Here is a 26,866-nt window from a genome sequence, read left to right on the forward strand (position 1 = left end):
AAGTTCCCGTTCCGCCTCAGTCGGTGATGAAGCCGTAGGTGCCGCGATAATTGCGCGCCGGGTCGGTCCGGCGGGGCACGCCATAGATGCGGTTGATGTTGCCGAGCAGTTCTGCCTGCGGATCCGGGGGCGCCGCGAAGCCATCATCCGGGCGCGACAGGTCCTTCTGCGCGACCGCGCGGACGACGTAGGGGGTCACCAGCACCATCAGCTCGGTCTGGTTGTTGACGTAGTCGCGGCTGCGGAACAGCGATCCGAGCAGCGGCACCTGCATCAGGCCGGGCAATCCGTTGATCGCCTGCTTGGTTTGCTCCTGGATCAGGCCGGCCATCGCCATCGAGCCGCCGGAGGGAATTTCCAGTGTGGTCTCGGCACGGCGGGTCTTGATCGAGGGCACGGTGAGCGAGTTGACCGCGGTCGAGGTGACGGCCTGCGACAGCGTGATCGAGTTCTCGTTCGACAGCTCCGACACTTCCGTCATCACGCGCAGGCTGATGCGGCCTTCGGTCATCACGACCGGGGTGAAGTTGAGGGAGATGCCGAACTTCTTGAAGCTGATCTGAGTGGTACAGACATGCGTGGTGGGATCGCACGCATAGCCTGCCGGAACCGGGAATTCGCCGCCGGCGATGAAGGTCGCGGATTCGCCCGAGATCGCGGTGAGGTTCGGCTCGGCGAGGGTGCGCACGACGCCGGCGCTCTCCATCGCGCGCAGCGTCGCCGTCACCGACGGCGTCGTCCCGAACGAGGTGGTGAGGTTGTTGCCGGAGACCAAATTGCGGCCATAGGCCGTGAACGGGTTGGAGTTGGTGAAGTTCACCACCGCCGTGCCGTAATTGAGGTTGGCGGAGAGGTCGATGCCGAGCTGCTTGATGATGTTGCGCGCGACCTCGGCGACCGTCACCTTGAGCATGACCTGGTCGCGGCCGCGAACCACGATCGAGTTCACCACCTTGTCGGCGCCACCGGCAAGGCGTGCGGCAAGGTCGTTGGCCTGCTGCGCCTCGATGGGGCTCGCCGCGACGCCGGTCAGGATGACGCCTTCGCCGAGGCCGTCGATCAGGATGTCCGAATTGGGGGCGACCTGCTTGAGCGCGGCGCGGACGCCGTTGAGGTCGCGCTTGACCGCGATGTCATAGGCCGCGATCTGCTGACCGGCGGAATCGAAGAACACGATGTTGGTCTGGCCGACGGCCGCGCCGATGATGTAGGCGCGCTGCGCCGAGCGCACGACCGCATTGGCGATCTTGGGGTCGGCCACCAGCACGTCCTTGATGTCGCGCGGCAGGTCGATCACGATCGACTTGCCGACGCCGAGCGACAGGAAACGCGCGTTCATCTGGCCGTCGGCGGCCGAGACCTGCGGCACCGGGCGATAATCGGCGGCGATCACCGGTGTCAGCACCGGGTTGAGAGCGAGCGTGGTCGCGGCGGAAATCGACAGGGCGCGAACCATCATGGTCCGCAAGCTCGCCGTGGTGACCCTGCACTTCATATCGAAAGTCCTCATCGTCACTTCTGTGCCGTCATCTGGCTCGGGATGCCGAACCGGATGATCGAAATGCTCTCGCCGCGCTTGCGTGAAGGCTCATCCGACGCGGGTTCCTTGGCGTTGACGTCGGCGATGCTGCGGAGCGCCATCGACAGCGTGCCGCTCTGGCGGGCGCGGGCGAGCGTCTCGGTCTGCTCCGGCTTGAGCTCGAGCAGCACGGTCCGGCCGACGACGGCGTTCTGGCCGTCCTTTTCCTTCGGCGCCTGGTCGATCGCGAGCACGCGGATGTTGGACAGCACCACCTCGGCGGTGATGAGGTCGCTGGCCGAGCCGGCGCGATCCGGATTCTTGTCGCGCCGGACCAAGAGGATGTCGACGCGGTCGTTGGGCAGGATGAAGCCGCCGGCGCCGGTCTCGGGCGAAATCTCGGTGGCGACGGCGCGCATGCCGCTCGGCAGGATCGCGGCCATGAAGCCCGAGCCCTCGGCCTTGACCAGCTTCTGGTCGCGGATCGGCTCACCCTGGATGAAGGGGGCGCGCGCGATCGCGCCGACGACCTGGGTGTTGCCGTCCGGGCGATCGTTGCGGCGAATGAAGGTGGCGCTGGCGGTCGCGGCCGGCCAGGTCTGCCACTGGACGTCTTCCGGCTTGACGGGTTGACCGAGGCCGATGTCGTTCTTGGCGACGAGGACGTCGATGGTGGGAAGCTGGACGACCGGGGCGGCGGGAGGGGGAGCGGAATTGTCGGAACCGCTCGCAAGGTACGCGGCGATGCCGCCGGCACCGATAGCGACCGTCAGTACGACAATGCGTGCGGTATTCATACGCTTCACTTCCCAACTAAACGCCGCGACGCTGCCGCCGCCGTGGTCGCAGTTGAGCAGTTATTCGTCAAAGCATGGTTAATGAGGCGTATCTAAATCGGCTTAACGCCGGGTTACCCCGGTAGGCTCAGCGCATGGCGAGGTGAGCGAGATCAATCGCCTTCACCCATTCCGTCTCCGGATAGACCAGCAACGCCCCGAGCGCGAGCGCGATGCCGTAGGGGATGCCGGTCTCCTTGGCGTGCAGCCGGGCGAGCCAGGCCTGCCCGGCAAGCCCGAACGGCAACGGCCATTGCCGGAACTGGAGCAGGAGCAGGGTGAGCGCGCCGCCGAACAACGAGGCGTAGAGCGCGAAATCCATCAGATGGGCAAAGCCGAACCAAAGCGCGACGGCGGCTGCGACTTTCGCATCGCCGCCACCGACCCAGCCCATCGCAAAGCAGGTGAACGTCACGGCCAGCACCAGCGCGCCGGCGCCGACATGGGTCAGCACGTCGTAGGGCGCCATGCCGCCCGCGAGCGCGACCACGAAGAAGCCGGCGACCAGCGCCAGCGACACGCGGTTCGAGATCGTCATCGTGAACAGGTCGCTCGCCGCGGCGAAAGCCATCAGGGCCGGAAAGAGCATGAGGCGTGCGATGTCGAGGATCATGGGCTGCTTCTTGGGGCCGTGCGTGTGGCGCGGGATCGGAGCGTCGCCGAATTCTAGCCGCCAGTGCTAAACAAACCGAAAATGGAGGACGGCTCGTTTGGTCGCGGAACCCGTGGGGCCGTTTTCACCAGATGCTGACGATGCGCGCGGCCAGCGTCGCGAGCGCGAGCAGCAGGGCGGCGCAAACCCAATACACCGGCGCCTCGATCGGTGCCGTGCCGCTTGTAGCCGCGCCAGTGGCGGCATTCTGGTCAACTCTACGCAACGCCACGGGAACCCTGGTCCGCTCGAAAAAACAAAGGCCCCGGACAGAGTCCGGGGCTTTTGCTGTGTGCAGGCCGGTCGCTTACTTCAGCGAGCTGCTGATCGAACCGAACTTGGTGTTCAGCGTGGTGCCGAGGTTGTTGACGACGGTGATGATGGCGAGCGCGATGCCCGCGGCAATCAGGCCGTATTCGATGGCGGTGGCGCCGGACTCGTCTTTCACGAAACGCGCGAGAAGGTTCTTCATAAGCAAAACTCCATCTGGGATTTGGTACGTTCGGGGCTGGTCTCAGCGCGTCGAACATGAGAGCCGAGCTCTTTCGGTAGGGTTAATTCAACCGTGTAAACGCGATCGTTACAGGCTGCTTTTGACCAGAGTGAATTTCGACTTAAGGCGCTCCCTGCAATTCGATGTTGTTCGCAACGCCGCGGACCGGAAACTCACGGAAAACAAGCGACTTCACGCTCCCTTAAAGTTCGGGGCGTAGGCGTATGGCATTCAGGAATTGGAGTTGCGGCGATGTCGAGCCTGCCCATGGAAGTCGCCTTGATGCTGGGCGAGACCATCACCAAGGTCATTCCCATCACCTTCGGACTTGCCGTGGTCTTCACCGTGCTCGAGCATGTCTGGGCCTGCAATCCCGGCGCGCCCTGGTGGCGCAAGAAAGAGATCGTCACCGACATCTGCTACTGGTTCTTCGTGCCGGTGTTTGCGCGCACGATGCGGATTGGCTTGCTGATCGTCGGCGCCGGCGTCGTCTTCAACATCCACGATCCCGACGAGCTGATCGCCTTCTACGACAATGGCCACGGTCCGCTGTCGGAGCTGCCGCTGTGGATGCAGGGCGTGCTGTTCCTCGTCCTGTCGGATTTCATGCTCTACTGGATGCACCGGGTCTTCCATGGCGGCGGCTTCTGGAAGTACCACGCCGTCCACCATTCCTCGGAGGAGATCGGCTGGATCTCGGCGGCGCGCTTTCACCCCGTCAACCTGCTGCTGGGCACGATCAGCGTCGACGTGCTCTTGCTGATGGCCGGCATCTCGCCGAACGTGATGATCTGGGTCGGCCCCTTCACGACCTTCCATTCGGCCTTCGTCCACGCCAACCTCAACTGGACCTTCGGGCCGTTCAAGTATCTGCTGGCGACGCCGGTGTTCCACCGCTGGCACCACACCTCGCTCGCAGAGGGCGGCAACACCAATTTCGCCGGCACCTTCCCGATCTGGGACGTCCTGTTCGGTACCTTCCGGATGCCGGATAACGAGCTTCCGAAGGAATACGGTAAGGACGAGGCAGCCATGCCGGCCGAGTTCGGCGGCCAATTGGCCTATCCGTTCAGACAATAGGCTTTGTGTTTGCGGAACGTTCACGAATTGAGGTCAGGTTAGGCGGGTCGGGCGCCGGCTCCGCTCGTATCGCTTCTTGCCGGCCAGTTCCCCGGGGTTGAGTATGCGTAAAGAGTATCTGCGCCATCGCGCGCGCGTCTGTCTGCTGGTTGCGGCCGCCGTTTTGGCATCGCCGGCCGCCGTCCTGGCCGAACCCACCGCCGAGACCATCGCGGTCAATGTCGACCAGGCCAAGCTCGTGAAGCTGCCCGGCAAGGTCGCGACCATCGTGGTCGGCAATCCCCTGATCGCGGACGTGACGCTGCAGCCCGGCGGCATGGTCGTGGTGACCGGCAAGGGCTACGGCGCGACCAATTTCATCGCACTGGACCGCGGCGGCGAGGTTCTCGTCGACCGTCAGATCCAGGTCGAGGGCCCGAGCGACCGCCTCGTCACCGTCTATCGCGGCGTCGAGCGCGAATCCTATAGCTGCATGCCGATCTGCCAGCGCCGCGTCACGCTCGGCGACAGCGACAACTATTTCAACACCACCATGGGCCAGGCCGGCGCGCTGAGCAACTCGGCTGCGGGCAACGCCGCCGGCGCCGCCAAGACCAATTAACGAGACCAACTAACAAGACCAACAGGCAAATCGCGAGCGGGCGGGGTGCGGTGACCGCGCCCCGTCGCCGCCGGCCAACATGGTTAACGCTTTCCTAACGGCCCGGGCCGGCGCGGCCCTGTCGCCTGAAACACTCTAACAATCAGTTTCGGCTAAATACGGGGCGGAAGATCGCTGCCGCTGGGGATTTCTTGCGATGTCGTCGCCTGTCGCCTCGAAGTTGACGCTCCGGAAAATTCTGCACCGCTTCGGCCGCAATCGCCGCGGCTCGGCCGCGATCGAATTCGCGCTGGTCGCGCCGGTGTTCTTCGCGCTGCTGTTCGCGATCATCGAGACCGCGATCATGTTCTTCGCGAGCCAGGTGCTCGAGACCGTGACGCAGAATTCGGCGCGCATGATCCTGACCGGCCAGGCCCAGACCGGCTCTTATACGCAGACGCAATTCAAGACCTATGTCTGCACCCAGATCCCGGCGCTGTTCGACTGCAACAACCTCTATGTCGACGTGCAGAGCTATTCGACCTCGTTCGCCTCGGTGACCATCGACAGTCACATCGATGCCGCCGGCAACTTCAACACGGCGATGGGCTACAGCCCCGGCAGCGCCGGCGACGTCGTCGTGGTCAGGCTGTTCTACCAGTGGCCGCTGTTCGTCACCGGCATGGGCCTGAACATCTCCAATCTCGCGGGCAACAAGCGGTTGCTGGTGGCGACCGCCGCGTTCAAGAACGAACCCTATTGACGCCAACCATGCTGGGCAGACCGATGAAGACGATTGCAAGACTCCGGCAGATGAGACGTCTTTCCCTGCGGGGCTTCCTCGCCGACAGCCAGGGCCTGGCTGCGACCGAATTCGCGGTCATCGTGCCGCTGATGCTGGTGATGTTCTTTGGCACGGTCGAGTTCTCCTCGGCCGTCGCGATCGACCGCAAGGTGACGCTGATGGCGCGCACGCTGTCCGACCTCACCTCGCAGTCGACGTCGGTCGGCGATACCGACATGACCAACTTCTTCGCGGCCTCGACCGGTGTGATGACGCCCTATTCGACGACGCCGGTGGTGCGGACGATCACCGAGCTCTATGTCGACCCCACGACGCTGCAGGCCCGCGTGCAATGGAGCAAGGGATCGTCGCCGCGCACGGCGGGTTCGGTGGTGACAATCCCGACGTCGCTCGCGATCGGCGGCACCTATCTGATCTTCAGCGAGGTCAGCTACACCTACACGCCGTCGGTCGGCTTCGTGCTCAAGAGCGGGATCAATCTGAGCGACGTCGCCTACACCCGTCCGCGTCAGTCCACCTGCGTCTATTACAGCCCGTCGACGACCTGCACGACGACCTGAGTGAAAGTCCTGACGACAAGAAACTGGTGGCAAGAAAAAAGGCCGTGCGGTGCGCACGGCCTTTTCGTTTGTCCGGTTCGCTCGAGCAGGCTTAGCCCGCGGAGCGGAGATTGTCGGCGGCCGACTTGCCGGAGCGGCGATCGGCGACGATCTCGTAGGAGATCTTCTGGCCTTCGCGCAGCGTGCCGAGACCGGCGCGCTCGACGGCGCTGATGTGAACGAACACATCCTGGCCGCCATCGTCGGGCTGGATGAAGCCGAAGCCCTTGGTTGCGTTAAACCACTTCACGGTTCCCATGCTCATGGGGTAGTCCCTTCTCAGTCAACAATGTCAAAGCCCACTCTCGCGGGCTGGTTCGATCGAATTTTTGGAAGGGTCGTCAGCGTGTCTGAACCGGCTGTACCGGTGGATGCTAATGTCGTCCGGCCGAAAATCGATGGGTGGATTTTATTGGAAACAAGGCCTCAAAACAATCCTGACGTGCACGATTTTTTGATCCGCCGCAGTCAAGCGGCGGATCCCGTGCAGGTCAGGCCGTAACGTCGTTCCTGCCCGCGATTACCTGCGGCGGAACTGGCCGCCGCGCTGTGGGCCCCGCGGTGGACCGCCGGCGCCCGCCGGACGTTCGTCCTTGTGGCGGAATATCAGGCGGCCCTTCTCCAGATCGTAGGGCGACATCTCGACCGTCACGCGGTCGCCCGCCAGCGTCTTGATGCGATTCTTCTTCATCTTGCCGGCGGTATAGGCGACGATCTCGTGTCCGGCGTCGAGCTGCACGCGGTAGCGCGCGTCGGGGAGGATTTCGGTGACCAGTCCTTCGAACTGGATCAGCTCTTCCTTAGCCATTGATATCTCCAGGTCGTGGACGGCTAGTGCGAATAGGGTTTGCGGATCGGTTGGCCCATCGGCCGACTCTCGCGGCGTAAAAAGGCCACGCCTTGTATCCCATCAGGCTTGCCGGCGCCATGCGCGGAACGCTGTTCCGGCCGATCGGATTGTGAATGTCCCATCTTATTGGAACCGGACCGGTGGCGGCGAGACCCCTTCGAGGCCTTCTGGCTACCGCCAGGCCGTCCCTCGGCATGCCTGCCCTCACCGTGCCGACCTTCGCCGGGCCTTCCATCGCTCGGCTTGCCGGCGCTATGCCGTCCGTCACTGCGCCTGTCGTCACGCCGTCCGTCACCTTGCCTTGCGCCTTGCGGGCGCTGGCCCGGGCGGCCGGGGCGACCCTGGCGCTGCTGTGACGGGGGCGCGCCCGCATCGTTGCGGCCGGCGTCCGTGCGGTGGTCTTCCCGCGGCAGCGCCACCTGGATCAGCCGCTCGATGTCGCGGAGATAGCCGAGCTCCTCGCCGCCTGCGACCAGCGAGATCGCCGTTCCCTCGGCGCCGGCGCGCGCGGTGCGGCCGATGCGGTGGACATAGGTCTCGGGCACATTCGGGATGTCGAAATTGATGACGTGGGTGATGCCGTCGACGTCAATGCCGCGGGCGGCGATGTCGGTGGCGACCAGGGTGCGGATCTCACCGGTGCGGAACGCGGCGAGCGTCCGCTCGCGATGGTTCTGCGACTTGTTGCCGTGGATGGCGCTGGCGGCGATGCCGGCCCTCTCGAGCGTCTTCACGACCTTGTCGGCACCGTGCTTGGTGCGGGTGAAGACCAGCGCGCGGTTGATGGTTTCGTCCTTCAACAGCTTGGTCAGGAACGCCGGCTTGGCCGAGAAATCGACCTGCATGATGCGCTGGGTGATGCGCTCGGCCGTCGAGGCAACCGGGGTCACCGCGACGCGTGCGGGATCGCGCAGCATCGAATCGGCGAGTTCCGCGATGTCCTTCGGCATGGTGGCCGAGAAGAACAGCGTCTGCCGCTTGATCGGCAGTTTTGCGACGACTTTGCGGATGTCGTTGATGAAGCCCATGTCGAGCATGCGGTCGGCCTCGTCGAGCACGAGGAACTCGACGTTGGAAAGCTTCAGCCCGTTGCTCTGCACGAGGTCGAGCAGGCGGCCGGGGGTCGCGACCAGCACGTCGACACCCTGCATCAGGGAGCGGACCTGGCGGCCCATCGGCACGCCGCCGATGGCGAGCGCCGAGGTGAGGCGGATATGCCGGCCATAGGCGTTGAAGCTGTCGAGGATCTGGCCGGAGAGCTCGCGGGTCGGCGACAGCACCAGCACGCGGCAGGTCTTTGGCTGCGGCCGGACGCGGTTTTCCAGCAGCCGGTGCAGGATCGGCAGCGCGAAGGACGCGGTCTTGCCGGTGCCGGTCTGGGCGATGCCCACGACATCACGCCCGGTCAGCGCGATCGGGATGGTTTGGGCCTGGATGGGGGTGGGAGTGACGTAGTTCTCTTCTTTGAGAGCGCGCGAAATGGGATCGGCCAGGCCGAAGTCCTGAAAGGAAGTCAAAAGAGGGTCTTTCCAATGAAAGCATGCGCCCGCGCTCGTTGCGGGGCGCGCGCAAGGGTGTCGAGAGGACACCTGCGTGTTTGGGGTGTCGATGAGTTGGCTGAAAGGGGCAAACCAGATGCCCACGACGCTTGATAGCGCGGGGGCTTAAGAACACGCGGCTTGCTACGACCCATTGATTCGCAAGGGGTCTCGTACGCTCATATGGAACATCGAAGGGGCGGTTTCAAGGCATAGCCGGCGCTTACGGCTAATATTGCGTTGCCGGAGCGATGCCGGAATTTTAGCCAGAGTGCACTTTTTGTCCAAAAAATAGACTGTCTGCCGCATAAGCATACATTTTCTTGGCCTAATAAATAGGCATTGTGAACATGGCGATTTCTTGGCTGCGACAAAATAGACCTGAGAGAACAGTGGCTTGGCCCACTTCACCCCCATGGCATGGTTCTTGCGATTCCGTTAACCGCAGGCGGCCGTGGGGCCGTTTCGCAGCGTTTTCACGTCTGCGTCAGGGAGAAGATACCTCATGCTTACTAAATCAACTCACGATATAGCGGCGCCATTCAGCCGCCGCGGCTTGTTCGCCGCGACCGCCGGACTGATGCTCGGTCTGGCCTCCATTACCGGCGCCAAGGCCGCCGACGACACCATCAAGGTCGGTGTCCTGCATTCTCTGTCCGGCACCATGGCCATCAGCGAAACCACGCTGAAGGATACGATCCTCTTCCTGATCGACGAGCAGAACAAGAAGGGCGGCGTGCTCGGCAAGAAGCTCGAGGCCGTCGTCGTCGACCCCGCCTCGAACTGGCCGCTGTTCGCCGAAAAGGCCCGCGAGCTGATCACCAAGGACAAGGTGTCCGTCGTGTTCGGCTGCTGGACCTCGGTGTCCCGCAAGTCCGTGCTGCCCGTGTTCAAGGAGCTCAACAACATCCTGTTCTACCCCGTGCAGTACGAGGGTGAAGAGTCCGAGCGCAACGTGTTCTACACGGGTGCGGCGCCGAACCAGCAGGCGATCCCGGCGGTCGACTATCTGATGAAGGACGAGAAGGTGAAGCGCTGGGTGCTCGCCGGCACCGACTACGTCTATCCGCGCACCACCAACAAGATCCTGGAAGCCTATCTGAAGTCGAAGGGTGTCGCCCAGGAAGACATCATGATCAACTACACGCCGTTCGGTCACTCCGACTGGCAGACGATCGTGGCCGACATCAAGAAGTTCGGCTCGGCCGGCAAGAAGACCGCCGTGGTCTCGACCATCAACGGCGACGCCAACGTTCCCTTCTACAAGGAGCTCGGCAACCAGGGCATCAAGGCGACCGACATCCCGGTCGTGGCGTTCTCGGTGGGTGAAGAAGAACTCGCCGGCATCGACACCAAGCCGCTGCTCGGCCACCTCGCCGCCTGGAACTACTTCCAGTCGATCAAGGACCCCGAGAACGAGAAGTTCATCAAGGCCTGGCAGGCCTACACCAAGAACCCGAAGCGCGTGACCAACGATCCGATGGAAGCGCATGTGATCGGTTTCGACATGTGGGTGAAGGCTGTCGAGAAGGTGAAGTCGACCGATCCGGACAAGGTGATCGACGCTCTCCCCGGCATCGAAGCCAAGAACCTGACCGGCGGCACCTCGAAGATGCTCCCGAACCACCACATCACCAAGCCGGTGTTCATCGGCGAGATCAAGGCGAACGGCCAGTTCGACGTGGTCTGGAAGACCCCTGGCCTCGTTGCCGGCGATGCATGGTCGAAGGAGCTCGACGGCTCCAAGGACCTGATCGGCGACTGGGTCGAGAAGAAGTGCGGCAACTACAACACCAAGACCAACAAGTGCCTGGGTTCGGGCTCCTGATCCCGACCTGATCGATTGCACGACCGGAGAAGGCGGCGATCCCGCCGCCTTCTCCACCCATTTCTGCCGGGGTCATTCACAGTGCTTGCCAATTTGCCAGCTCGCCTTTGCACGCTCGCGCTCTCTCTGTTCCTGATCGCATTCGCGCTGCCGGCCATGGCCGGTCCGTTCGAGGACGCGGTCGCCAAATTCGCCAACGACGATTTTTCCGATACTGACGCCGCGATCGGCGTGGTCGCGAGCAGCGGCAATCCGCTGGCTTTTCCCATCATCAGTGCGCTGAAGGACGGCCGTCTCATGGCCGACGCCGACAGCAAGAAGGTTTACGTCACCGGTACCGACGGCAAGTCGGTCGATGCTGCAACGGGGGCTGCCGTCGCCAGCGTGCCCGCGAGCGCCAGCGCCGTCCGCCTCAACAATCGCCTGCGCCGCACCGTCGATGCCGCGCTCGGCGGCCTGACGCTGCTGTCGCCGGATGTCGCGACGCGCATCCAGGCCGCGCAGTCCGTCTTCAAGTCACATGAAGAATCGGCGCTCCCCGTGGTCGAGAGCGCGCTCGCCAAGGAGACCAACAAGACCGCCAAGACCGCGCTCAGCGAGGCCAGGGCGGCGATCATTCTGTTCAAGCCCGATGCCAGCGAGGTCGACAAGCTCGAGGCCGTCGCCACCATCAAGAGCCGCGGCGACCAGGAAGCGATGGCGTTTCTGACCGGGATCGGCAGCGATCAGCCGGCGTCGGTGAAGGCGGGCGCAGCCAGCGCGATCGCCTCGATTCAGAGCTCGCTTGCGGTCTGGTCGGGCGTTCAGAACGCCTGGTACGGCCTCTCACTCGGCTCGGTGCTGCTGCTTGCCGCGATCGGTCTTGCCATCACCTTCGGCGTGATGGGCGTCATCAACATGGCCCATGGCGAGATGGTGATGTTAGGAGCCTACACCACCTTCGTGGTGCAGGAGGTGATCCGCACCCGCTATCCCGGCCTGTTCGACTATTCGCTGCTGATTGCGGTGCCGCTCGCTTTCCTCGTTGCGGGCGCGATCGGCGTCCTGATCGAGCGCAGCATCATCCGCTTCCTCTATGGCCGTCCGCTGGAAACCCTGCTTGCGACCTGGGGTCTCTCGCTGGTGCTGCAGCAGGCGGTGCGCACCATGTTCGGCCCGACCAATCGCGAGGTCGGCAACCCCTCCTGGATGAGCGGCGCCTTCGAGCTCGGCCAGATCACCATCACCTATAACCGGCTCTGGATCCTCGTCTTCACGCTCGCCGTGTTCGCCATCCTGCTCGCGATGCTGCGCTACACCGCGCTTGGGCTCGAGATGCGCGCCGTGACGCAGAACCGCCGCATGGCGGCCTCGATGGGCATCGCCACCTCCCGTGTCGACGCGCTGACCTTCGGCCTCGGCTCGGGCATTGCGGGCATTGCCGGTGTGGCGCTGTCGCAGATCGACAATGTCAGTCCCAATCTCGGCCAGAGCTACATCATCGACAGCTTCATGGTCGTGGTGTTCGGCGGCGTCGGTAACCTCTGGGGCACGCTGGTCGGCGCCTTCACGCTCGGCATCGCCAACAAATTCCTGGAGCCGGTCGCAGGTGCCGTGCTCGGCAAGATCGCGATCCTGGTGCTGATCATCCTGTTCATTCAAAAGCGGCCACGCGGCTTGTTCGCGCTCAAGGGCCGTGCGGTGGAAGCATGACCCCTCACATGCTCACCCGATCGCTGGACCGCGGCGCGACTATCTTCCTCTTGGTCGTCGCGGCCATTGGCGTGCTGATCCCGCTGTCCAATCTGCTGTTGCCCACGGGTTCGTTCCTGCACGTGCCGACCTACCTGGTGGCGCTGTGGGGCAAGTATGTCTGCTACGCGATCCTGGCGCTGTCGATCGACCTGATCTGGGGCTATTGCGGCATCCTCTCGCTCGGCCACGGCGCGTTCTTCGCGCTCGGCGGCTACGCCATGGGCATGTATTTGATGCGCCAGATCGGCACCCGCGGCGTCTACGGCAATCCGATCCTGCCCGACTTCATGGTGTTCCTGAACTATCCGAAGCTCCCATGGTACTGGCACGGTTTTGATATGTTCTGGTTCGCCGCGTTGATGGTGATCGTGGTGCCGGGCCTGCTCGCCTTCTGCTTCGGCTGGCTCGCCTTCCGCTCCCGCGTCACCGGCGTCTATCTCTCCATCATCACGCAGGCGATGACCTATGCGCTGCTGCTCGGCTTTTTCCGCAACGATTTCGGCTTCGGCGGCAACAACGGCCTGACCGACTTCAAGGACATCCTCGGCTTCAACGTGCAGGCCGACGGCACCCGCGCGACGCTGTTCATGCTGAGCTGCCTCGCGCTGATCATCGGCTTCCTGATCTGCCGCTCGATCGTGTCCTCAAAGCTCGGCAAGGTGCTGATCGCGATCCGCGACGCGGAATCGCGCACCCGCTTCCTCGGCTACCGCGTCGAATCCTACAAGCTGTTCGTGTTCACGGTGTCGGCCTGCATGGCCGGCGTCGCCGGTGCGCTCTATGTGCCGCAGGTCGGCATCATCAATCCGTCCGAATTCGCGCCGGGCAACTCGATCGAGGCCGTGATCTGGGTCGCGGTCGGCGGCCGCGGCACGCTGGTCGGTGCCGCGCTCGGTGCCGTCGTCGTCAACTACGCAAAGACCTTCTTCACCTCGGGCATGCTGGCGCCGTACTGGCTGTTCATGCTGGGCGCGCTGTTCATCCTGGTGACGCTGCTGCTGCCGAAGGGCATCGTCGGCACCTTCAATTCCTGGTGGGAGCCGTGGAAGGCGAAGAAGGAGTCGGCCGCCGAGGTCAGCGCCGCGGCCGAAGACGGCGTCACCGAACCGAAGATGGCGGAGTAGGGCGCATGAACGTCATGGATACCCGCGCGACGTCCGCAATGCTCTATCTCGACGGCGTGCACGTCTCGTTCGACGGTTTTCACGCCATCAACAATCTTTCGCTGACCTTGGCGCCGGGCGAGATGCGCGCCATCATCGGCCCGAACGGTGCCGGCAAGACCACGATGATGGACATCATCACCGGCAAGACCAAGCCGGACGAGGGCACCGTGCTGTTCGACGGCGTCACCGATCTGACGCGGCTGGACGAGACACGGATTGCCGAGCTCGGTATCGGTCGGAAATTCCAGAAGCCCACGGTGTTCGAGAGCCAGACCGTGCAGGATAATCTCCTGCTCGCGCTCAATGTCGATCACAGCGTCAAGGGCACGCTGTTCTGGCGCGGCAACAAGGCCGAGTCCGAACGCATCGAGAAGGTGCTGGAGATCATCCGCCTCACCGACGCCCGCAACCGCCTCGCGGGCAGCCTCAGCCACGGCCAGAAGCAGTGGCTGGAGATCGGCATGCTGCTGGCGCAGGATCCAAAGCTGCTGCTGGTCGACGAACCCGTCGCGGGCATGACGGACGTCGAGACGCATCTGACGGCCGAGCTGCTCAAAGAGATCAACAAGACCCACACCGTCATGGTGGTGGAGCACGACATGACGTTCGTCCGCGAGCTCGGCGTCAAGGTCACCTGCCTGCACGAAGGCAGCGTGCTTGCGGAGGGCACCATCGACCAGGTCTCGTCCAACGACCGGGTCATCGAAGTCTATCTGGGGCGCTGAGCGATGCTTGAGGTCAAGGACATCAACCTGTTCTACGGCGCGGCGCAGGCGCTGCGCGGCGTCTCGATCGCAGCCGAGCCCGGCAAGGTGACCTGCGTGCTCGGGCGCAACGGCGTCGGCAAGACCTCGCTGCTGCGCGCCATGGTCGGCCAGTATCCGATCGCGTCGGGCGCGATCCTGTTCGACGGCACTGACATCACCGGCCTCAAGCCCTATGAGCGCGCACGAAAGGGCATCGGCTTCGTGCCGCAGGGCCGCGAGATCTTTCCGCTGTTGACGGTGGAGGAGAACCTCAAGACCGGTTTTGGCCCGCTCAAGCGCGAGGACCGCAACATTCCGGATGACGTGTTCTCGCTGTTTCCGGTGCTGCAGTCGATGCTCGGCCGGCGCGGCGGCGACCTCTCCGGCGGCCAGCAGCAGCAGCTCGCGATCGGGCGTGCGCTCGTGATGCGACCGAAGCTCCTGCTGCTCGACGAGCCGACCGAAGGCATTCAGCCCTCCATCATCAAGGACATCGGCCGCGCCATCTCCTATTTGCGCAACCTCGGCAGCATCGCCATCGTTCTGGTCGAACAATATCTCGACTTTGCCTGCGAACTCGGCGACAGTTTCGCGGTGATGGATCGTGGCGCGGTGAAATTCACCTGCGATCGCTCCAATCTCGATCCAGGCGAAATCAGCCGCCAGATGGCGCTGTAAGCCAATTCATTTTCTGCCGCGGCCGGCTGGGGAGGCGGATGCGCAGCGATTTTTCATCGGCATCTCAGACGTTCGAGGCCAATCGCGCCCGTGGCGCGGTGCGCTTTGACGTGCATGCGCGCGACGGCGTGACCCGCCGTGGCGTCCTGCACGAGTCCGGCTCGCTGCGCGTGCGCTTTCCGTCGCCGGAAGGCGACGGGTTGTCGGCGGTGTTCGTCAACACGGCCGGTGGCGTTGCCGGTGGCGACCGCTTTGACGTCGAGATCGCTGCTTCCGAAGGCGCGCGCTTGACGCTGACCACGGCGGCGGCGGAAAAGGTCTATCGCGCGCCGGGTCCGGCGGCGCAGCTTGGCATCAGCCTGAAGGTCGGCGCGAACGCGCATCTCGGCTGGTTGCCGCAGGAAACCATCCTGTTCGACCGCGCCCGCGTGCAGCGCCGCTTCGACATCGAGCTCGACGAGACGGCCTCGCTCGTGCTGTGCGAGATCGTGGTGTTCGGCCGCGCTGCGATGGGCGAGCGGATGGAGCAGGGCGAGTTTGTCGACCGCTGGCGTGTCTCGCGCGGCGGCCGGCTGGTCTTTGCCGAGACCGTCCGGCTCGACGGCAATATCGGCGCCAGGCTGGCGCGGTCCGCAATCGCCAAAGGTGGAGCTGCCATCGGCACGGCGCTGATCGTGCCCGGCGACGAGGCCCTGGTGGAGCGGCTTCGGGAGGCGTCAGAATCCTTTGCCGGCGAGGTCGGAATTTCCGCCTGGAATGGATTTGCAATGGCGCGCTTCTGTGCCCAAGATGCGGCTGCACTGCGCGCCGATATGATGGCCGTGCTGGCGCGCACCGGTGCCGCGCTGCCGCGACTCTGGTTGAATTGATCGACGTAACGAACAGAGATTTTTCATGAACCTGTCTCCCCGCGAAAAGGACAAGCTTCTGATTTCGATGGCGGCCATCGTGGCGCGGCGCAGGCTCGACCGCGGCGTCAAGCTCAATCACCCCGAGGCCATCGCGATCATCTCCGATTTCATCCTGGAAGGCGCCCGCGACGGCCGCACGGTGGCCGAGCTGATGCAGTCAGGTGCGCAGGTCTTGACCCGCGACCAGGTGATGCCTGGGATCCCTGAGATGATCCACGACATTCAGGTCGAGGCGACGTTTCCCGACGGCACCAAGCTCGTCACCGTGCACGAACCGATCCGATAGGAGCCCGACATGATCCCCGGCGAACTCTTCATCAAGGACGGCGACATCGAGCTCAATGCCGGCCGCAAGACGGTGACGCTCTCGGTCGCCAACACCGGCGACCGTCCCATTCAAGTGGGCTCGCACTACCATTTCTTCGAGACCAACCCCGCGCTCAAATTCGACCGCAAGAAGGCCCGCGGCATGCGCCTCGACATCGCCGCCGGCACTGCCGTGCGTTTCGAGCCCGGCCAGACCCGCGACGTCCAGCTCGTCGCGCTCGCGGGCAAGAAGACGATCTACGGTTTCCGCGGCGACGTGATGGGGAAGCTGTGAGCTTCCAGCGCACGCACGCTCAGAAATTCAAACGCAAGCGGGGCTAACGATGTCCGTCAAGATCAAACGTTCCGTCTATGCCGACATGTTCGGCCCGACCACCGGCGACAAGGTGCGGCTGGCCGACACCGATCTCATCATCGAGGTCGAGAAGGATTTCACCATTTATGGCGAGGAGGTGAAGTTCGGCGGCGGTAAGGTGATCCGCGACGGCATGGGCCAGTCGCAGGTCACCAACAAGCAGGGCGCGGCCGACACCGTCATCACCAATGCCGTGATCGTCGACCACTGGGGTATCGTGAAGGCCGACGTCGCGATCAAGGACGGCATGATCGCCGCGATCGGCAAGGCCGGCAATCCCGACATCCAGCCCGGCGTCACCATCATCATCGGCCCCGGCACCGACGTGATCGCAGGCGAGGGCAAGATCCTCACCGCCGGCGGTTTCGACAGCCATATCCATTTCATCTGCCCGCAGCAGATCGAGCATGCGCTGATGAGTGGCGTCACCTCGATGCTGGGCGGCGGCACCGGCCCCTCGCACGGCACCTTTGCCACCACCTGCACGCCCGGCCCGTGGCACATGGGGCGGATGATCCAGTCCTTCGATGCCTTCCCCGTCAATCTCGGCATCTCCGGCAAGGGCAATGCCTCACGCCCGGCCGCGCTGGTCGAGATGATCAAGGCCGGCGCCTGCGCGCTGAAGCTGCACGAGGACTGGGGCACGACGCCGGCCGCGATCGACAACTGTCTGTCGGTTGCCGACGACTATGACGTTCAGGTCATGCTGCACTCCGATACGCTGAACGAATCAGGCTTCGTCGAGGACACCATCAAGGCGTTCAAGGGCCGCACCATCCACGCCTTTCACACCGAGGGCGCCGGCGGCGGTCACGCGCCTGATATCATCAAGGTCGCAGGCCTGAAGAACGTGCTGCCGTCCTCGACCAATCCGACGCGGCCCTTCACGCGCAACACCATCGACGAGCATCTGGACATGCTGATGGTGTGCCACCATCTCGACCCGTCGATCGCCGAAGACCTCGCATTTGCCGAAAGCCGCATCCGCAAGGAGACCATCGCCGCCGAAGACATCTTGCATGACCTCGGCGCGCTCTCGATGATGTCCTCGGACTCGCAGGCGATGGGGCGGCTCGGCGAAGTCATCATCCGGACCTGGCAGACCGCGGACAAGATGAAGAAGCAGCGCGGGTCGTTGCCGCAGGACAAGGGCAAGGACAGCGACAATTTTCGCGTCAAGCGCTACATCGCAAAATACACCATCAACCCCGCGATCGCCCATGGCGTCTCGAAACTGATCGGCTCGGTCGAGAAGGGCAAGCTTGCCGACCTCGTGCTGTGGTCGCCGGCCTTCTTCGGCGTCAAACCGGACTGCATCATCAAGGGCGGCTCGATCGTCGCAGCACCCATGGGCGATCCCAACGCCTCGATCCCGACGCCGCAGCCCGTGCATTACCAGCCGATGTTTGCCGCCTTCGGCAAGGCGCGCACGGCATCGTCGGTGGTGTTCACCTCGAAGGCTGCCGTCACCGGCGGCCTGGCGCGCAAGCTCGGCATCGAGAAGAAGCTCTATGCGGTCCAGAACACCCGCGGAAAGATCTCCAAGAAGAGCATGATCCACAATGACGCCACGCCCAATATCGAGGTCGATCCGGAGACCTACGAGGTGCGCGCCGATGGCGAACTCCTGACCTGCGCGCCCGCCGAGGTGCTGCCGATGGCGCAACGGTATTTCATGTACTGAAATAACGCCTGAACGCATGTTTCGGGAACGGATTTACGGTTTTGCGTCCGCATCCGCTTGGTCTAAGGTCGCGCCCGGTAAGTACCCATAAGAAAAGCCGGGAGGATTTTTCGTGATCTACGTCGTCGCCACCTTGACCATCAAGCCCGAAACACGCGCGGAATTCATTGCAGCCGCCACCGCCTGCATCAAGGAGACCAGGAAGGAGCCCGGCAATATCGCCTATGATCTGCACGAGAGCGTCACCGACCCGACCAAGATGGTGTTCGTCGAGCAGTGGGAGAACATGGAGGCGCTGGGCCCGCATCGCGCCGCCGAGCACATGAAGACGTTCGGCCGTGTCGCGGTGAAGTGTTTCACGGCGCCGCCGAAGATCGAATACATCACGCCCGAGAAGGTCGAGACCCGGTAACAGGACTGAAGCCACATGATCAGGGCAACGCAGGTCAGGGGACAGCACCGCTTCACAGAGGCGCCGGCTGACACCGTCGTGCTCGATTTCGACGACCGTCATCGCCGCCGCATGGCGATGACGGGGACGCGCGGACTTGAATTCCTGCTGGATCTCGAGAACGCCGTCGCGTTGCGCGGCGGCGATGCGCTGGTGCTGGAGGACGGGCGGCTGGTCGAGGTGGTGGCGGCGCCCGAGCCGCTCTTGGAGATTCGCGGGTCCGATCCGCATCATTTGATCCGCGTTGCCTGGCATCTCGGCAACCGGCATCTGCCGACGCAGCTGATGGCCAAGGGTCTGCGCATCCGGCGCGATCACGTCATCGAGGCGATGGTCAAGGGGCTGGGTGCGCGGGTGATCGAGATCGAGGCGCCCTTCGATCCCGAAGGCGGCGCCTATGCCGATGCCGCGCATGCGCATGACGACCCCGGTCATCACCATGACCCCGGTCATCACCATGACCACGCGCATCACGATCACGCGCACGATGATCACGGTCATCACCATGACCATGGCCATCACGCGCATGATCATCATGGCCACGATCATCATCACCATGATGAGCATTGCGACCACGATCACGACCATCACGGCCACTCCCATGCTCATGACCGCAAATGAGCCCGTGGCCGCCGGCGCGCTGGGGGATAGCGAGGCGGCGGCGCTCTACCGGTTGATGACCTGGCTGTCGCCGGCCTTTCCCGTCGGCGGCTTCTCCTACTCCAGCGGCCTCGAATGGGCGGTCGAGGCCGGCGACATCACCGATGTCGCGACGCTCGCCGACTGGCTCGACGCGATGCTCAGCGACGGCTCCGGCTTCTGTGACGCGACCTTCCTGGTGCACGCGTTCCGCGCTGCCGAGGCCGGCGAGGAGATGCGTCTGCGCGAGGTCGCAGAACTCGGGGCCGCCTTCGTGCCGTCGCGCGAGCGGCAGCTCGAGACGTCGACGCAGGGCCGCGCCTTCATCGAGATCTCTCGCGCCGCCTGGGATGCGGAAGGCCTGGACACACTCGTTGCGGCATGCAACGCACCGCCGGTCTATCCCGTCGCGGTCGGCATCGTTGCGGCCGCCCATGGTGTGTCGCTGGGACCGACGCTGCACGCTTTCCTGCACGCAATCGTCTCGAACTGGATTTCGGCCGCGAGCCGCCTGGTCCCGCTCGGCCAGACCGACAGCCAGCGCGTGCTCGTCACGCTCGAGCAGGCGGTGGCCGCGACCGCGAACCGTGCGCTGCATGCGACGCTAGATGATCTCGGCAGCGCGACCTTTCGCGCCGATCTCGCGAGCCTCAGGCACGAGACGCAATACACCCGGCTGTTCCGGTCATGAGAGAAGTGGGATGCATTCCGCCGTCGTCCTGGCGAAAGCCAGGACCCATAACCACAACTGCCTGTGGTTATGCACGGATGTTGCCCCAGCCTGCCGCAACGACGATCTGTGGTGGTAATGGGTCCTGGCTTTCGCCAGGACGACGATAGGAAAGATTCAATGTCGAAGTCTCACGGCCCCCTGCGTGTCGGTGTCGGCGGTCCCGTCGGATCGGGCAAGACCGCGCTGATGGATTTGCTCTGCAAGTCGATGCGCGAGCGTTACGATATCGCGGCGATCACCAACGACATCTACACCAAATGGGATGCGGAATTCCTGGTGCGCTCGGGCTCGCTGACGCCGGACCGCATCGCCGGCGTCGAGACCGGCGGCTGCCCGCATACCGCGATCCGCGAGGACGCCTCGATGAATCTCGCGGCGGTTGCGGACATGCGCGCAAAGTTTCCCGGCCTCGATCTGGTGCTGATCGAATCCGGCGGCGACAATCTGGCGGCGACCTTCTCGCCGGAGCTCGCCGATCTCACGATCTACGTCATCGACGTCGCCGCCGGCGACAAGATCCCGTCCAAGGGCGGGCCGGGCATCACCCGGTCCGACCTGCTGGTCATCAACAAGATCGACCTCGCGCCCTATGTCGGCGCGTCCCTGGAGAAGATGAACACCGATGCCAAGCGGATGCGCGGTGAACGTCCCTTCGTCATGACCAACCTGAAGAAGAGCGAAGGCCTCGACCGCATCATTGGCTTCATCGAGACCAAGGGCGGTCTGCGCGCGGCGACGTGAGGCGGGCCACTGCGCCTTGTTAACGCCTGCGGCAAAATTGCCGGAGGCGGAACCTAATCAGGAGCCGGCGATTAACAGACTCCGGTGCCCGGAGCGCAAAATGCCATGGCCAGGCCAATTAAGCTTCTCGGCCTATCCAAGTTGCGTCCCGATGCCGCCTCCTTCATTATATCCCTCGGTGGGGTCTTTCTCTCTTTCGGCGATAGCCGTTCGAGCGGCGTGCAAATGCTCCGTGTTCTTCGCCAGCCTCTCATCTGTTTCTGAGTAATCGCGTGATCCGGCTGGGATTCATCATCGGCTTCATCGCACTGCTGGGCATGCTGTTGTCCGGGCTTGCGGCTTATCGCGTTCACGATCAGGAACTGACGATCGACCGCATCGCGCTGGCGCGTGCGATCGACGTTCATGCGAGCCTGGTGCAGGACCGGCTGACCGAGCGCGAGCTGCTCGCCCGCGTCGCCTCCGGCCTGTTCCGGGCGCCCTCGGTGATCAAGCCCAACATGCTGGAGCCGCTGCGCTCGGCGATCTACGCCTTCAAGACCGATTTCGTCGTGGCCGGCTGGATCGCCCGGCTCCAGCCGAACGAGCTCGACGCCGCGCGTGCGGCGCTTGCCGCCGCCGGCTTTCCCAATCCGACCATCCGCAACTTTGACGACAAGCCGCTCGACCCGGCTGCACTCAGCCAGCCGATCGACGTGCTGATGGATCTCGAGCCGCGCGGTGACGACACCAAGACGTTGCCGGGCCGTGCCTACGACCAGGATTCGGTGCGCGGCGCGATGCTGGCACGGGCCAAGGCGGAGAAGCGGTCGGTCGCCTCCGATCCGGTCCCGCTGGTGCGTGCCAACGGAGCGATCGGCATCATCGTGGCCGCACCCGTCATCCCGGAAGGGGCAACGGAGCCCGCCGGCTTCATCACCTTTTCCTACGAGCTCGCCTCGCTGATGCTGACCAATGACGACATGTCGTTGTTCTCGGTCGCCCTGAAGGATCCGCGCAAGCCGGACGAGGAGCTGATCGCGAGCGACCAGGGCATCGTCTCGACGCGCGCGGTGTCGGATGCCCGCGTCCCCTCGTCGAGCCGGACCGTGAGCTTCGGCGGCCGCGACTGGCAGCTCGGCTATTATGCCAAGACCAATTCGGTGCGCCGCGCCGAGCAGACCGCAATCATCGTGGCCGCGATCGGCTTTGCCATCACCGCAATGGTCTGCGGCCTGTTCGGCTATGTCGCCTACAACAATCTGCGGCTCAGCCGCGAGATCCAGGTGCGGATCGGCTTCGAGCGGCGCCTGACGGCCGTCATCGACGAGCTCAACCACCGGGTCAAAAACATTTTGGCGGTGATCCAGTCGATCGTCACGCGCACGCTGCGCCATGGCTCCGACATCGACGTCGCGCGCGAATTGTTGATCGGCCGCATCCATGCCATGTCCAACGTCGTCTCGCTGCTCAGCGAGAGCCAGTGGCAGGGTGTGAAGCTGAAGGGCCTGTTCGAGGCGCGCGCGATTCCGCATGCCGACCGCATCGCGGTCTCGGGCCCCGATATCGCGGTGAGTGCGCGCGCGGCGCAGAGCCTGTCGCTGCTGTTCTTCGAGCTCGCCTCGCATTCCGACGAAGGATTGTCGCTGGTCGGCAAGCATCCGCACATCGCCGCGAACTGGACGGTGACGGGCGAGGGGAGCGAGGCGATCTTTCATTTCCGCTGGGAAGAATCCAACACCAGCGAGGCGACGCGCCGCGCCGATTCCGATTTCGGCCTGATCCTGCTCGATCGCGTCGCGCCCGAAGCGCTCGGCGGCACAGCAAAGCGCTATTTCACCGAAGGCAGCTACGTCTACGAGCTGACCGCACCGATGGAGACCGTCGTCGACATGACCGAGCGCGACCGCACCGAGCAGTTCTCGCAGCCGGTGCGGCCGCCGAAGTAGCTAACAGCGCACTCCTCTTCCTTCTCCCCCTTGTGGGAGAAGGGAAGAGCACATGAAAAGGCGGCCACCGGGGGTGGCCGCCTCCACATTTCAGGGCCTAAAGCCGGTCAGCCGCCGCTGCCGCCGATCACGGCGCGCACCGTCTCGTCGGGACCGAAATCCTCGGCACCGTCGACATAGAGCAGCGCGGCGAGCTTCGAGCGCGCGCGGTTGACGCGGCTCTTGATGGTGCCGACCGCGCAGCCGCAGATCGAGGCCGCATCCTCATAGGAGAAGCCGGAGGCGCCGACCAGGATCAGCGCTTCGCGCTGGTCCTGCGGCAGCTTGTCCAGCGCCGTGCGGAATTCCTCGAACTCGAGATGCGCATTCTGCGACGGCTGCGTCTTGAGCGTCTTGGCGTAGTTGCCCTCGGCGTCCTCCACCTCCCGCCGCCGCTTGCGATAGTCGGAGCGGAACAGGTTGCGCAGGATGGTGAACAGCCACGCCGGCAGGTTCGAGCCGGGCTGGAACGAGTCGATGTTGGCGAGGGCGCGCAACAGCGTTTCCTGGACCAAATCGTCGGCTCGGTCGGCATTGCCGCTCAGTGAAATCGCAAACGCACGCAGGCTCGGGACGGCGGCCAGGATGTCGTCACGCAGGGAATCAGTGAGAGGCATCAGACCCTCCCATTGCTGCTGTCGTCGGATCCCCCGCCATCCTCCACCTGGGGTGTCGCTCCAGGGGTATCAAGCTTCTTGATCAGTTCGGCGAACCGGTCGGGAACCCCCTGCCTGACGACGTCGTCATACATGGCGCGCAATTGATGCCCAATCCGGGATTGAATCTCCGGAGTGAGTCCTCCTTTGCCGGGGGTCGTGTTTCTGCTGGCTTGAGATTTGAGATCTTTCATGACCTGTTCCACGTTTCCCCGAGTTAAGTCGCTGTAGAATCTAGAAATTCTCTCAACCGGGAGCCGTTCCCTAGAAAGACCCAATGCGAAGTTCGACAAAAAGTTCCGCATCAGACGGAACTTTTCTCAGGGTAAGGCGTCTTCAAGCCTACAGGGGAACCCGGGCCCCCCCGTCACGATGTCTGGCCCAAAGAAGAATGGAGTGGGGATGACCCGTTCACAGCTTGTTGCTGAGCACTTGCCGTTGTTGCGCCGGTACGCCCGTGCCCTGACGGGCAGCCAGTCATCGGGCGATGCCTATGTTGCAGCCATGCTGGAAGCCATGCTGGGCGATCCTGCCGTGCTTGACGAGAGCCATGGACCGCGCGCCGGCCTGTTCCGGCTGTTCACCCAGATCTGGAATTCGGTCTCGCTCAACGACGATTCCGAAGTGACGACATTGCCGATGCCGCCGGAACGGCGTCTGTCGAACATCACGCCGCTGCCGCGCCAGGCCTTCCTGCTGCTGTCGCTCGAGGGCTTTTCCGAGGAGGAGGTCGCCTTCATCCTCGGCACCGACGTCGGCGAGACCCGCCGCCTTGCCGATGCCGCCGGCCGCGAGATGGCGGCGGAGATCGCAACCGACGTGCTGATCATCGAGGACGAGACCTTCATCGCCATGGACCTCGAAAGCCTGGTGAAGAATCTCGGCCACAATGTCGTCGGCGTCGCCCGCACCCATTCGGACGCGGTGGCGCTCGCCAAGAACAGGCGTCCCGGCCTCATCCTCGCCGACATCCAGCTCGCCGACGGCTCGTCGGGGCTGGATGCCGTCAACGAGCTGCTGAGGACGTTCGAGGTGCCTGTCGTGTTCATCACGGCCTATCCGGAACGCTTCCTCACCGGCGAGCGCCCCGAGCCGGCGTTCCTGATCTCAAAGCCGTTCCAGCCGGCCATGGTGTCGGCGGTGGCGAGCCAGGCGCTGTTCTTCCAGCGCAACTCGCGCAACCGCGCGCCGAAAGCGCCTGCAGCGTAAAAGCACAGAACGGTGGGAGGAAACTGATCCGGCGAGCCCAGGGCTCGCCGGATTTTTCTTTGGCCGGCGGTCGCGCTTCCACACCCGTCATGGCCGGGCTTGTCCCGGCCATCCACGACCTTCGTTCGGCACAAGAACGTGGATACCCGGGACATAGGCGAGCGGAAGCGACGCCGTCCTTCGGACGGCTATGCCCGGGCATGACGAGCTTGGGGCGTGGGCTTGCCGTGATCCGCACATACGATTGCCTTGCGCTTGACGGCGAGGGGTTCCTCCGTCGATACGGGTCTAGGCCGTCGCGCCGCGGCCGAAGCCTATCCCGAAGCCTATCCGGAGACTGCTTATGCCCGACCAATCCCTGCTCGACCGTCTCGCCATCCGCGACCTCGTCGAAAACTGGGCGGTGTGGCGCGATGCCGGCGATTGGGAACGGTTTGCGACCGTCTGGCATGCGGAGGGCTGGATGTCGGCCACCTGGTTTCAGGGGCCGGCCGCCGACTTCATCCGGGTCAGCCGGGAGGGTTTTGCCAAGGGCGTGCGCATCCTGCATTTCCTCGGCGGCACCAGCATCGACCTCGCAGGCGCGCGCGCCATCGCGCAGACCAAGATGACGATCTCGCAGCGCGCGCCGGTGCACGACGTCCTCTGCGACGTCGTCTGCACCGGGCGCTTCTACGACTTCCTGGAAAAGCGCGGCGGCACATGGGGCATCGTCCGCCGCCAGCCGATCTACGAGAAGGATCGCATCGACCCGGTCGATCCGGCTGCGACGCTGCGTCTCGATGCGGAAAAGCTCGCAGCCCTTCCCGAAGGCTATCGCCATCTCGCCTACATGCAGGAGCTGATCGGCTACAAGGTCAAGCGCGACATGCCTGGCCTGACCGGTGCCGAAGTCGAGAAGCTCTATGCGCAGGGGCGGGAATGGTTGGCCGGAAAGCCGGGCTGACCATCCAACCAGATCAATGGGTGGCTTCGCGAACCAGGGCGCTCGGATAAACCGGCTTCGCCAGGAACGTCACCCCGTCGGGCAGCGCTGTCATGGGCGCCTGACCTGAGATCACCACCACCCGCAGTGCCGGGTTGGTCATTCGGGCAAGGCGGGCGAGCTCGATTCCGTCCATTCGGCCGGCGAGGCTGACGTCGGTCACCAGCAGCACGGGATGCCTCATCTTGAGCGCGAGCGCTGCGGTTTCCGCGTCCTCGCAGCGGATCACCTGGAAATTGCTCTCCTCGAGCAGCAGCGCGATCATGTCGCGCTGGATGTCGTCATCCTCGACCACGACAGCCACGCGCGCAAACGGCTTTGACTGGCCCATGGCATCACCTCCGCACTTCCCAGCGCATGCTAACGTGCGTGCCGCGTCCCGAGTTTCGGTTCCCTGGCGAAGATCGTTGCTGAATGAATGGGCAAAACCGGACGGCAGACAAAAGTAAGGCGCGACTGGCATCACCACAGTCGCGCCCTACGTCGCCGGTTTATGGGGCAGGGGGGAATAACCGGCTGCAGGGATGACTCTTCGCGCCCAAACTCGTTCCGCCTCTCCCAAGAATATTTTGCACACGGTTAAGTGATCGTCGTGCGGCCGAACCCGAGATGTTTCGGCAGCGTTGTTCCCGTGATCGCCATGGGGCGAGGGACGAACAGCCATGTCACAGATCAGCAAAGCGCTTCTCGGTGCAGTCGCCATCACGGTGGCGCTCGGCGCCGCGCAATTGGCCTCGGGCCACGATCTCGCCGACCGCTGGCAGGCGGTCGCGGACAAGCCCAGCCACAACATCAATCGCGCCGGCAAGGCCGACCGCATCGCCGATCCAAAACCATCGGCGGTTCCCACGCGCACGGTGTCGACACGCCTCAACGACCTCAAGGATACGTCAGTGCTGCTGCGTGTTCCCGCCGTGATCGAGACCGGGAATGCGGCGAAAGCTCCCACCCTGTTGCAGAAGAATCGCAAGCCGACGATCGCCTGCGAGCCCGTCGTCAGCTCGCTGACCGAAGTCGCGAAGCTGTTGCAGCCCGGACGCTGCGTGACGTGATCAGGATGAGAATGGGTTTGGCTTGCTCGTGCCACAAACTCGTCATGCCCGG

At 64.0% G+C, this 26,866-nt stretch carries 32 protein-coding genes; 21 read left to right on the forward strand and 11 right to left on the reverse strand.

Translation table 11 applies throughout. From position 1 onward, the window contains the following. Positions 1 to 16 precede the first annotated feature (16 nt). From C2U70_RS03060 to C2U70_RS03075, 5 genes are all read right to left on the reverse strand, one after another. A complete protein-coding gene (locus C2U70_RS03060) occupies positions 17 to 1,510 on the reverse strand; it encodes a type II and III secretion system protein family protein (protein ID WP_140976387.1) in 1,494 nt (497 codons plus the stop codon). Between the two features lie 2 nt (positions 1,511 to 1,512). Then, positions 1,513 to 2,316, reverse strand: a complete 804-nt coding sequence (gene cpaB / locus C2U70_RS03065; protein ID WP_186294033.1) for a Flp pilus assembly protein CpaB — start codon at positions 2,314 to 2,316, stop codon at positions 1,513 to 1,515. A 127-nt stretch (positions 2,317 to 2,443) separates the two neighbouring features. Next, a complete protein-coding gene (locus tag C2U70_RS03070) occupies positions 2,444 to 2,968 on the reverse strand; it encodes an A24 family peptidase (protein ID WP_140976389.1) in 525 nt (174 codons plus the stop codon). A 124-nt stretch (positions 2,969 to 3,092) separates the two neighbouring features. Then, positions 3,093 to 3,239: a hypothetical protein gene (locus tag C2U70_RS32795; RefSeq protein ID WP_186294037.1), complete on the reverse strand. Its 147-nt coding sequence runs from the start codon at positions 3,237 to 3,239 to the stop codon at positions 3,093 to 3,095. A gap of 75 nt (positions 3,240 to 3,314) precedes the next feature. Beyond that, the gene (locus tag C2U70_RS03075) at positions 3,315 to 3,479 is read right to left on the reverse strand and encodes a Flp family type IVb pilin (protein WP_140976390.1); all 165 of its coding nucleotides are present in this window, start codon (positions 3,477 to 3,479) and stop codon (positions 3,315 to 3,317) included. A gap of 273 nt (positions 3,480 to 3,752) precedes the next feature. Here C2U70_RS03075 and C2U70_RS03080 point away from each other — a divergent pair, with 273 nt between their 5' ends. The 4 genes from C2U70_RS03080 (at position 3,753) to C2U70_RS03095 (ending at position 6,525) form a co-directional block, all read left to right on the forward strand. After that, positions 3,753 to 4,580 carry a sterol desaturase family protein gene (locus C2U70_RS03080; RefSeq protein WP_140976391.1) on the forward strand — a complete coding sequence of 276 codons (828 nt, stop codon included), beginning with the start codon at positions 3,753 to 3,755 and terminating at the stop codon, positions 4,578 to 4,580. A gap of 103 nt (positions 4,581 to 4,683) precedes the next feature. Continuing rightward, positions 4,684 to 5,181, forward strand: a complete 498-nt coding sequence (locus C2U70_RS03085) for a pilus assembly protein N-terminal domain-containing protein (protein WP_140976392.1) — start codon at positions 4,684 to 4,686, stop codon at positions 5,179 to 5,181. Between the two features lie 196 nt (positions 5,182 to 5,377). Then, positions 5,378 to 5,923, forward strand: coding sequence for a TadE/TadG family type IV pilus assembly protein (locus C2U70_RS03090; protein WP_140976393.1), 546 nt, complete (start codon positions 5,378 to 5,380; stop codon positions 5,921 to 5,923). 50 nt (positions 5,924 to 5,973) lie between these two features. Then, entirely contained in the window at positions 5,974 to 6,525 is a 552-nt protein-coding gene (locus C2U70_RS03095) for a TadE/TadG family type IV pilus assembly protein (RefSeq protein ID WP_246666651.1), read from the forward strand. 91 nt (positions 6,526 to 6,616) lie between these two features. On the opposite strand, the gene C2U70_RS03100 is transcribed toward C2U70_RS03095, so the two are convergent. From C2U70_RS03100 to C2U70_RS03110, 3 genes are all read right to left on the reverse strand, one after another. After that, complete coding sequence (locus tag C2U70_RS03100) at positions 6,617 to 6,829, reverse strand: cold-shock protein (RefSeq protein ID WP_007599788.1); 213 nt, start codon at positions 6,827 to 6,829, stop codon at positions 6,617 to 6,619. Positions 6,830 to 7,084: 255 nt separating this feature from the next. Beyond that, positions 7,085 to 7,372 (reverse strand): translation initiation factor IF-1, encoded by a 288-nt coding sequence (gene infA / locus C2U70_RS03105; protein WP_140976394.1) that lies wholly within the window; start codon positions 7,370 to 7,372, stop codon positions 7,085 to 7,087. Between the two features lie 23 nt (positions 7,373 to 7,395). Beyond that, entirely contained in the window at positions 7,396 to 8,931 is a 1,536-nt protein-coding gene (locus C2U70_RS03110) for a DEAD/DEAH box helicase (RefSeq protein WP_186294034.1), read from the reverse strand. A 526-nt stretch (positions 8,932 to 9,457) separates the two neighbouring features. Here C2U70_RS03110 and urtA point away from each other — a divergent pair. The 14 genes from urtA (at position 9,458) to C2U70_RS03180 (ending at position 22,873) form a co-directional block, all read left to right on the forward strand. Beyond that, positions 9,458 to 10,780 carry an urea ABC transporter substrate-binding protein gene (gene urtA, locus C2U70_RS03115; protein ID WP_140976396.1) on the forward strand — a complete coding sequence of 441 codons (1,323 nt, stop codon included), beginning with the start codon at positions 9,458 to 9,460 and terminating at the stop codon, positions 10,778 to 10,780. An 81-nt stretch (positions 10,781 to 10,861) separates the two neighbouring features. Next, on the forward strand, positions 10,862 to 12,472 hold the full coding sequence (gene urtB / locus C2U70_RS03120) for an urea ABC transporter permease subunit UrtB (protein WP_140976397.1): 1,611 nt from the start codon (positions 10,862 to 10,864) through the stop codon (positions 12,470 to 12,472). After that, a complete protein-coding gene (urtC, locus tag C2U70_RS03125; RefSeq protein WP_140976398.1) occupies positions 12,469 to 13,638 on the forward strand; it encodes an urea ABC transporter permease subunit UrtC in 1,170 nt (389 codons plus the stop codon). The genes urtB and urtC overlap by 4 nt, the downstream gene beginning before the upstream one ends. A 5-nt stretch (positions 13,639 to 13,643) precedes the next feature. Then, positions 13,644 to 14,405, forward strand: coding sequence for an urea ABC transporter ATP-binding protein UrtD (urtD, locus tag C2U70_RS03130; RefSeq protein ID WP_140976399.1), 762 nt, complete (start codon positions 13,644 to 13,646; stop codon positions 14,403 to 14,405). A 3-nt stretch (positions 14,406 to 14,408) separates the two neighbouring features. After that, positions 14,409 to 15,104, forward strand: coding sequence for an urea ABC transporter ATP-binding subunit UrtE (urtE, locus tag C2U70_RS03135; protein ID WP_140976400.1), 696 nt, complete (start codon positions 14,409 to 14,411; stop codon positions 15,102 to 15,104). 38 nt (positions 15,105 to 15,142) lie between these two features. Continuing rightward, a complete protein-coding gene (locus C2U70_RS03140) occupies positions 15,143 to 15,973 on the forward strand; it encodes an urease accessory protein UreD (RefSeq protein ID WP_140976401.1) in 831 nt (276 codons plus the stop codon). Positions 15,974 to 15,998: 25 nt separating this feature from the next. Further along, a complete protein-coding gene (locus C2U70_RS03145) occupies positions 15,999 to 16,301 on the forward strand; it encodes an urease subunit gamma (RefSeq protein ID WP_007605424.1) in 303 nt (100 codons plus the stop codon). Positions 16,302 to 16,310: 9 nt separating this feature from the next. Then, on the forward strand, positions 16,311 to 16,616 hold the full coding sequence (locus C2U70_RS03150; protein ID WP_140976402.1) for an urease subunit beta: 306 nt from the start codon (positions 16,311 to 16,313) through the stop codon (positions 16,614 to 16,616). A gap of 49 nt (positions 16,617 to 16,665) precedes the next feature. Next, on the forward strand, positions 16,666 to 18,381 hold the full coding sequence (ureC, locus tag C2U70_RS03155) for an urease subunit alpha (RefSeq protein ID WP_140976403.1): 1,716 nt from the start codon (positions 16,666 to 16,668) through the stop codon (positions 18,379 to 18,381). Positions 18,382 to 18,493: 112 nt separating this feature from the next. Next, positions 18,494 to 18,793 carry a putative quinol monooxygenase gene (locus tag C2U70_RS03160; protein WP_057759418.1) on the forward strand — a complete coding sequence of 100 codons (300 nt, stop codon included), beginning with the start codon at positions 18,494 to 18,496 and terminating at the stop codon, positions 18,791 to 18,793. Between the two features lie 15 nt (positions 18,794 to 18,808). Beyond that, positions 18,809 to 19,453 carry an urease accessory protein UreE gene (locus tag C2U70_RS03165; protein ID WP_140976404.1) on the forward strand — a complete coding sequence of 215 codons (645 nt, stop codon included), beginning with the start codon at positions 18,809 to 18,811 and terminating at the stop codon, positions 19,451 to 19,453. Next, complete coding sequence (locus C2U70_RS03170; protein ID WP_140976415.1) at positions 19,434 to 20,162, forward strand: urease accessory protein UreF; 729 nt, start codon at positions 19,434 to 19,436, stop codon at positions 20,160 to 20,162. Before C2U70_RS03165 ends, C2U70_RS03170 begins: the two co-directional genes overlap by 20 nt. A 159-nt stretch (positions 20,163 to 20,321) precedes the next feature. After that, positions 20,322 to 20,945 carry an urease accessory protein UreG gene (ureG, locus tag C2U70_RS03175; protein WP_140976405.1) on the forward strand — a complete coding sequence of 208 codons (624 nt, stop codon included), beginning with the start codon at positions 20,322 to 20,324 and terminating at the stop codon, positions 20,943 to 20,945. Between the two features lie 272 nt (positions 20,946 to 21,217). Beyond that, positions 21,218 to 22,873, forward strand: a complete 1,656-nt coding sequence (locus C2U70_RS03180; protein WP_140976406.1) for a CHASE domain-containing protein — start codon at positions 21,218 to 21,220, stop codon at positions 22,871 to 22,873. A gap of 107 nt (positions 22,874 to 22,980) precedes the next feature. On the opposite strand, the gene C2U70_RS03185 is transcribed toward C2U70_RS03180, so the two are convergent. Both C2U70_RS03185 and C2U70_RS03190 read right to left on the reverse strand, forming a co-directional pair. Beyond that, complete coding sequence (locus C2U70_RS03185) at positions 22,981 to 23,529, reverse strand: sigma-70 family RNA polymerase sigma factor (protein WP_140976407.1); 549 nt, start codon at positions 23,527 to 23,529, stop codon at positions 22,981 to 22,983. Next, positions 23,529 to 23,762 carry a NepR family anti-sigma factor gene (locus C2U70_RS03190; protein WP_186294035.1) on the reverse strand — a complete coding sequence of 78 codons (234 nt, stop codon included), beginning with the start codon at positions 23,760 to 23,762 and terminating at the stop codon, positions 23,529 to 23,531. Before C2U70_RS03190 ends, C2U70_RS03185 begins: the two co-directional genes overlap by 1 nt. 208 nt (positions 23,763 to 23,970) lie before the next feature. Between C2U70_RS03190 and C2U70_RS03195 the strand changes: the two genes are divergently transcribed. After that, complete coding sequence (locus tag C2U70_RS03195; protein WP_140976409.1) at positions 23,971 to 24,777, forward strand: response regulator; 807 nt, start codon at positions 23,971 to 23,973, stop codon at positions 24,775 to 24,777. Positions 24,778 to 25,120: 343 nt separating this feature from the next. Beyond that, positions 25,121 to 25,723, forward strand: coding sequence for a nuclear transport factor 2 family protein (locus C2U70_RS03200; RefSeq protein WP_140976410.1), 603 nt, complete (start codon positions 25,121 to 25,123; stop codon positions 25,721 to 25,723). 13 nt (positions 25,724 to 25,736) lie between these two features. Here the strand turns inward: C2U70_RS03200 and C2U70_RS03205 are convergent, their stop codons facing one another. Continuing rightward, positions 25,737 to 26,093: a response regulator gene (locus C2U70_RS03205; protein WP_140976411.1), complete on the reverse strand. Its 357-nt coding sequence runs from the start codon at positions 26,091 to 26,093 to the stop codon at positions 25,737 to 25,739. Positions 26,094 to 26,424: 331 nt separating this feature from the next. Between C2U70_RS03205 and C2U70_RS03210 the strand changes: the two genes are divergently transcribed. Then, positions 26,425 to 26,814 carry a hypothetical protein gene (locus tag C2U70_RS03210; RefSeq protein WP_140976412.1) on the forward strand — a complete coding sequence of 130 codons (390 nt, stop codon included), beginning with the start codon at positions 26,425 to 26,427 and terminating at the stop codon, positions 26,812 to 26,814. Positions 26,815 to 26,866 lie beyond the last annotated feature (52 nt).

It is taken from the genome of Bradyrhizobium guangdongense, from assembly GCF_006483445.1.
Lineage (GTDB): Bacteria > Pseudomonadota > Alphaproteobacteria > Rhizobiales > Xanthobacteraceae > Bradyrhizobium > Bradyrhizobium guangdongense_A.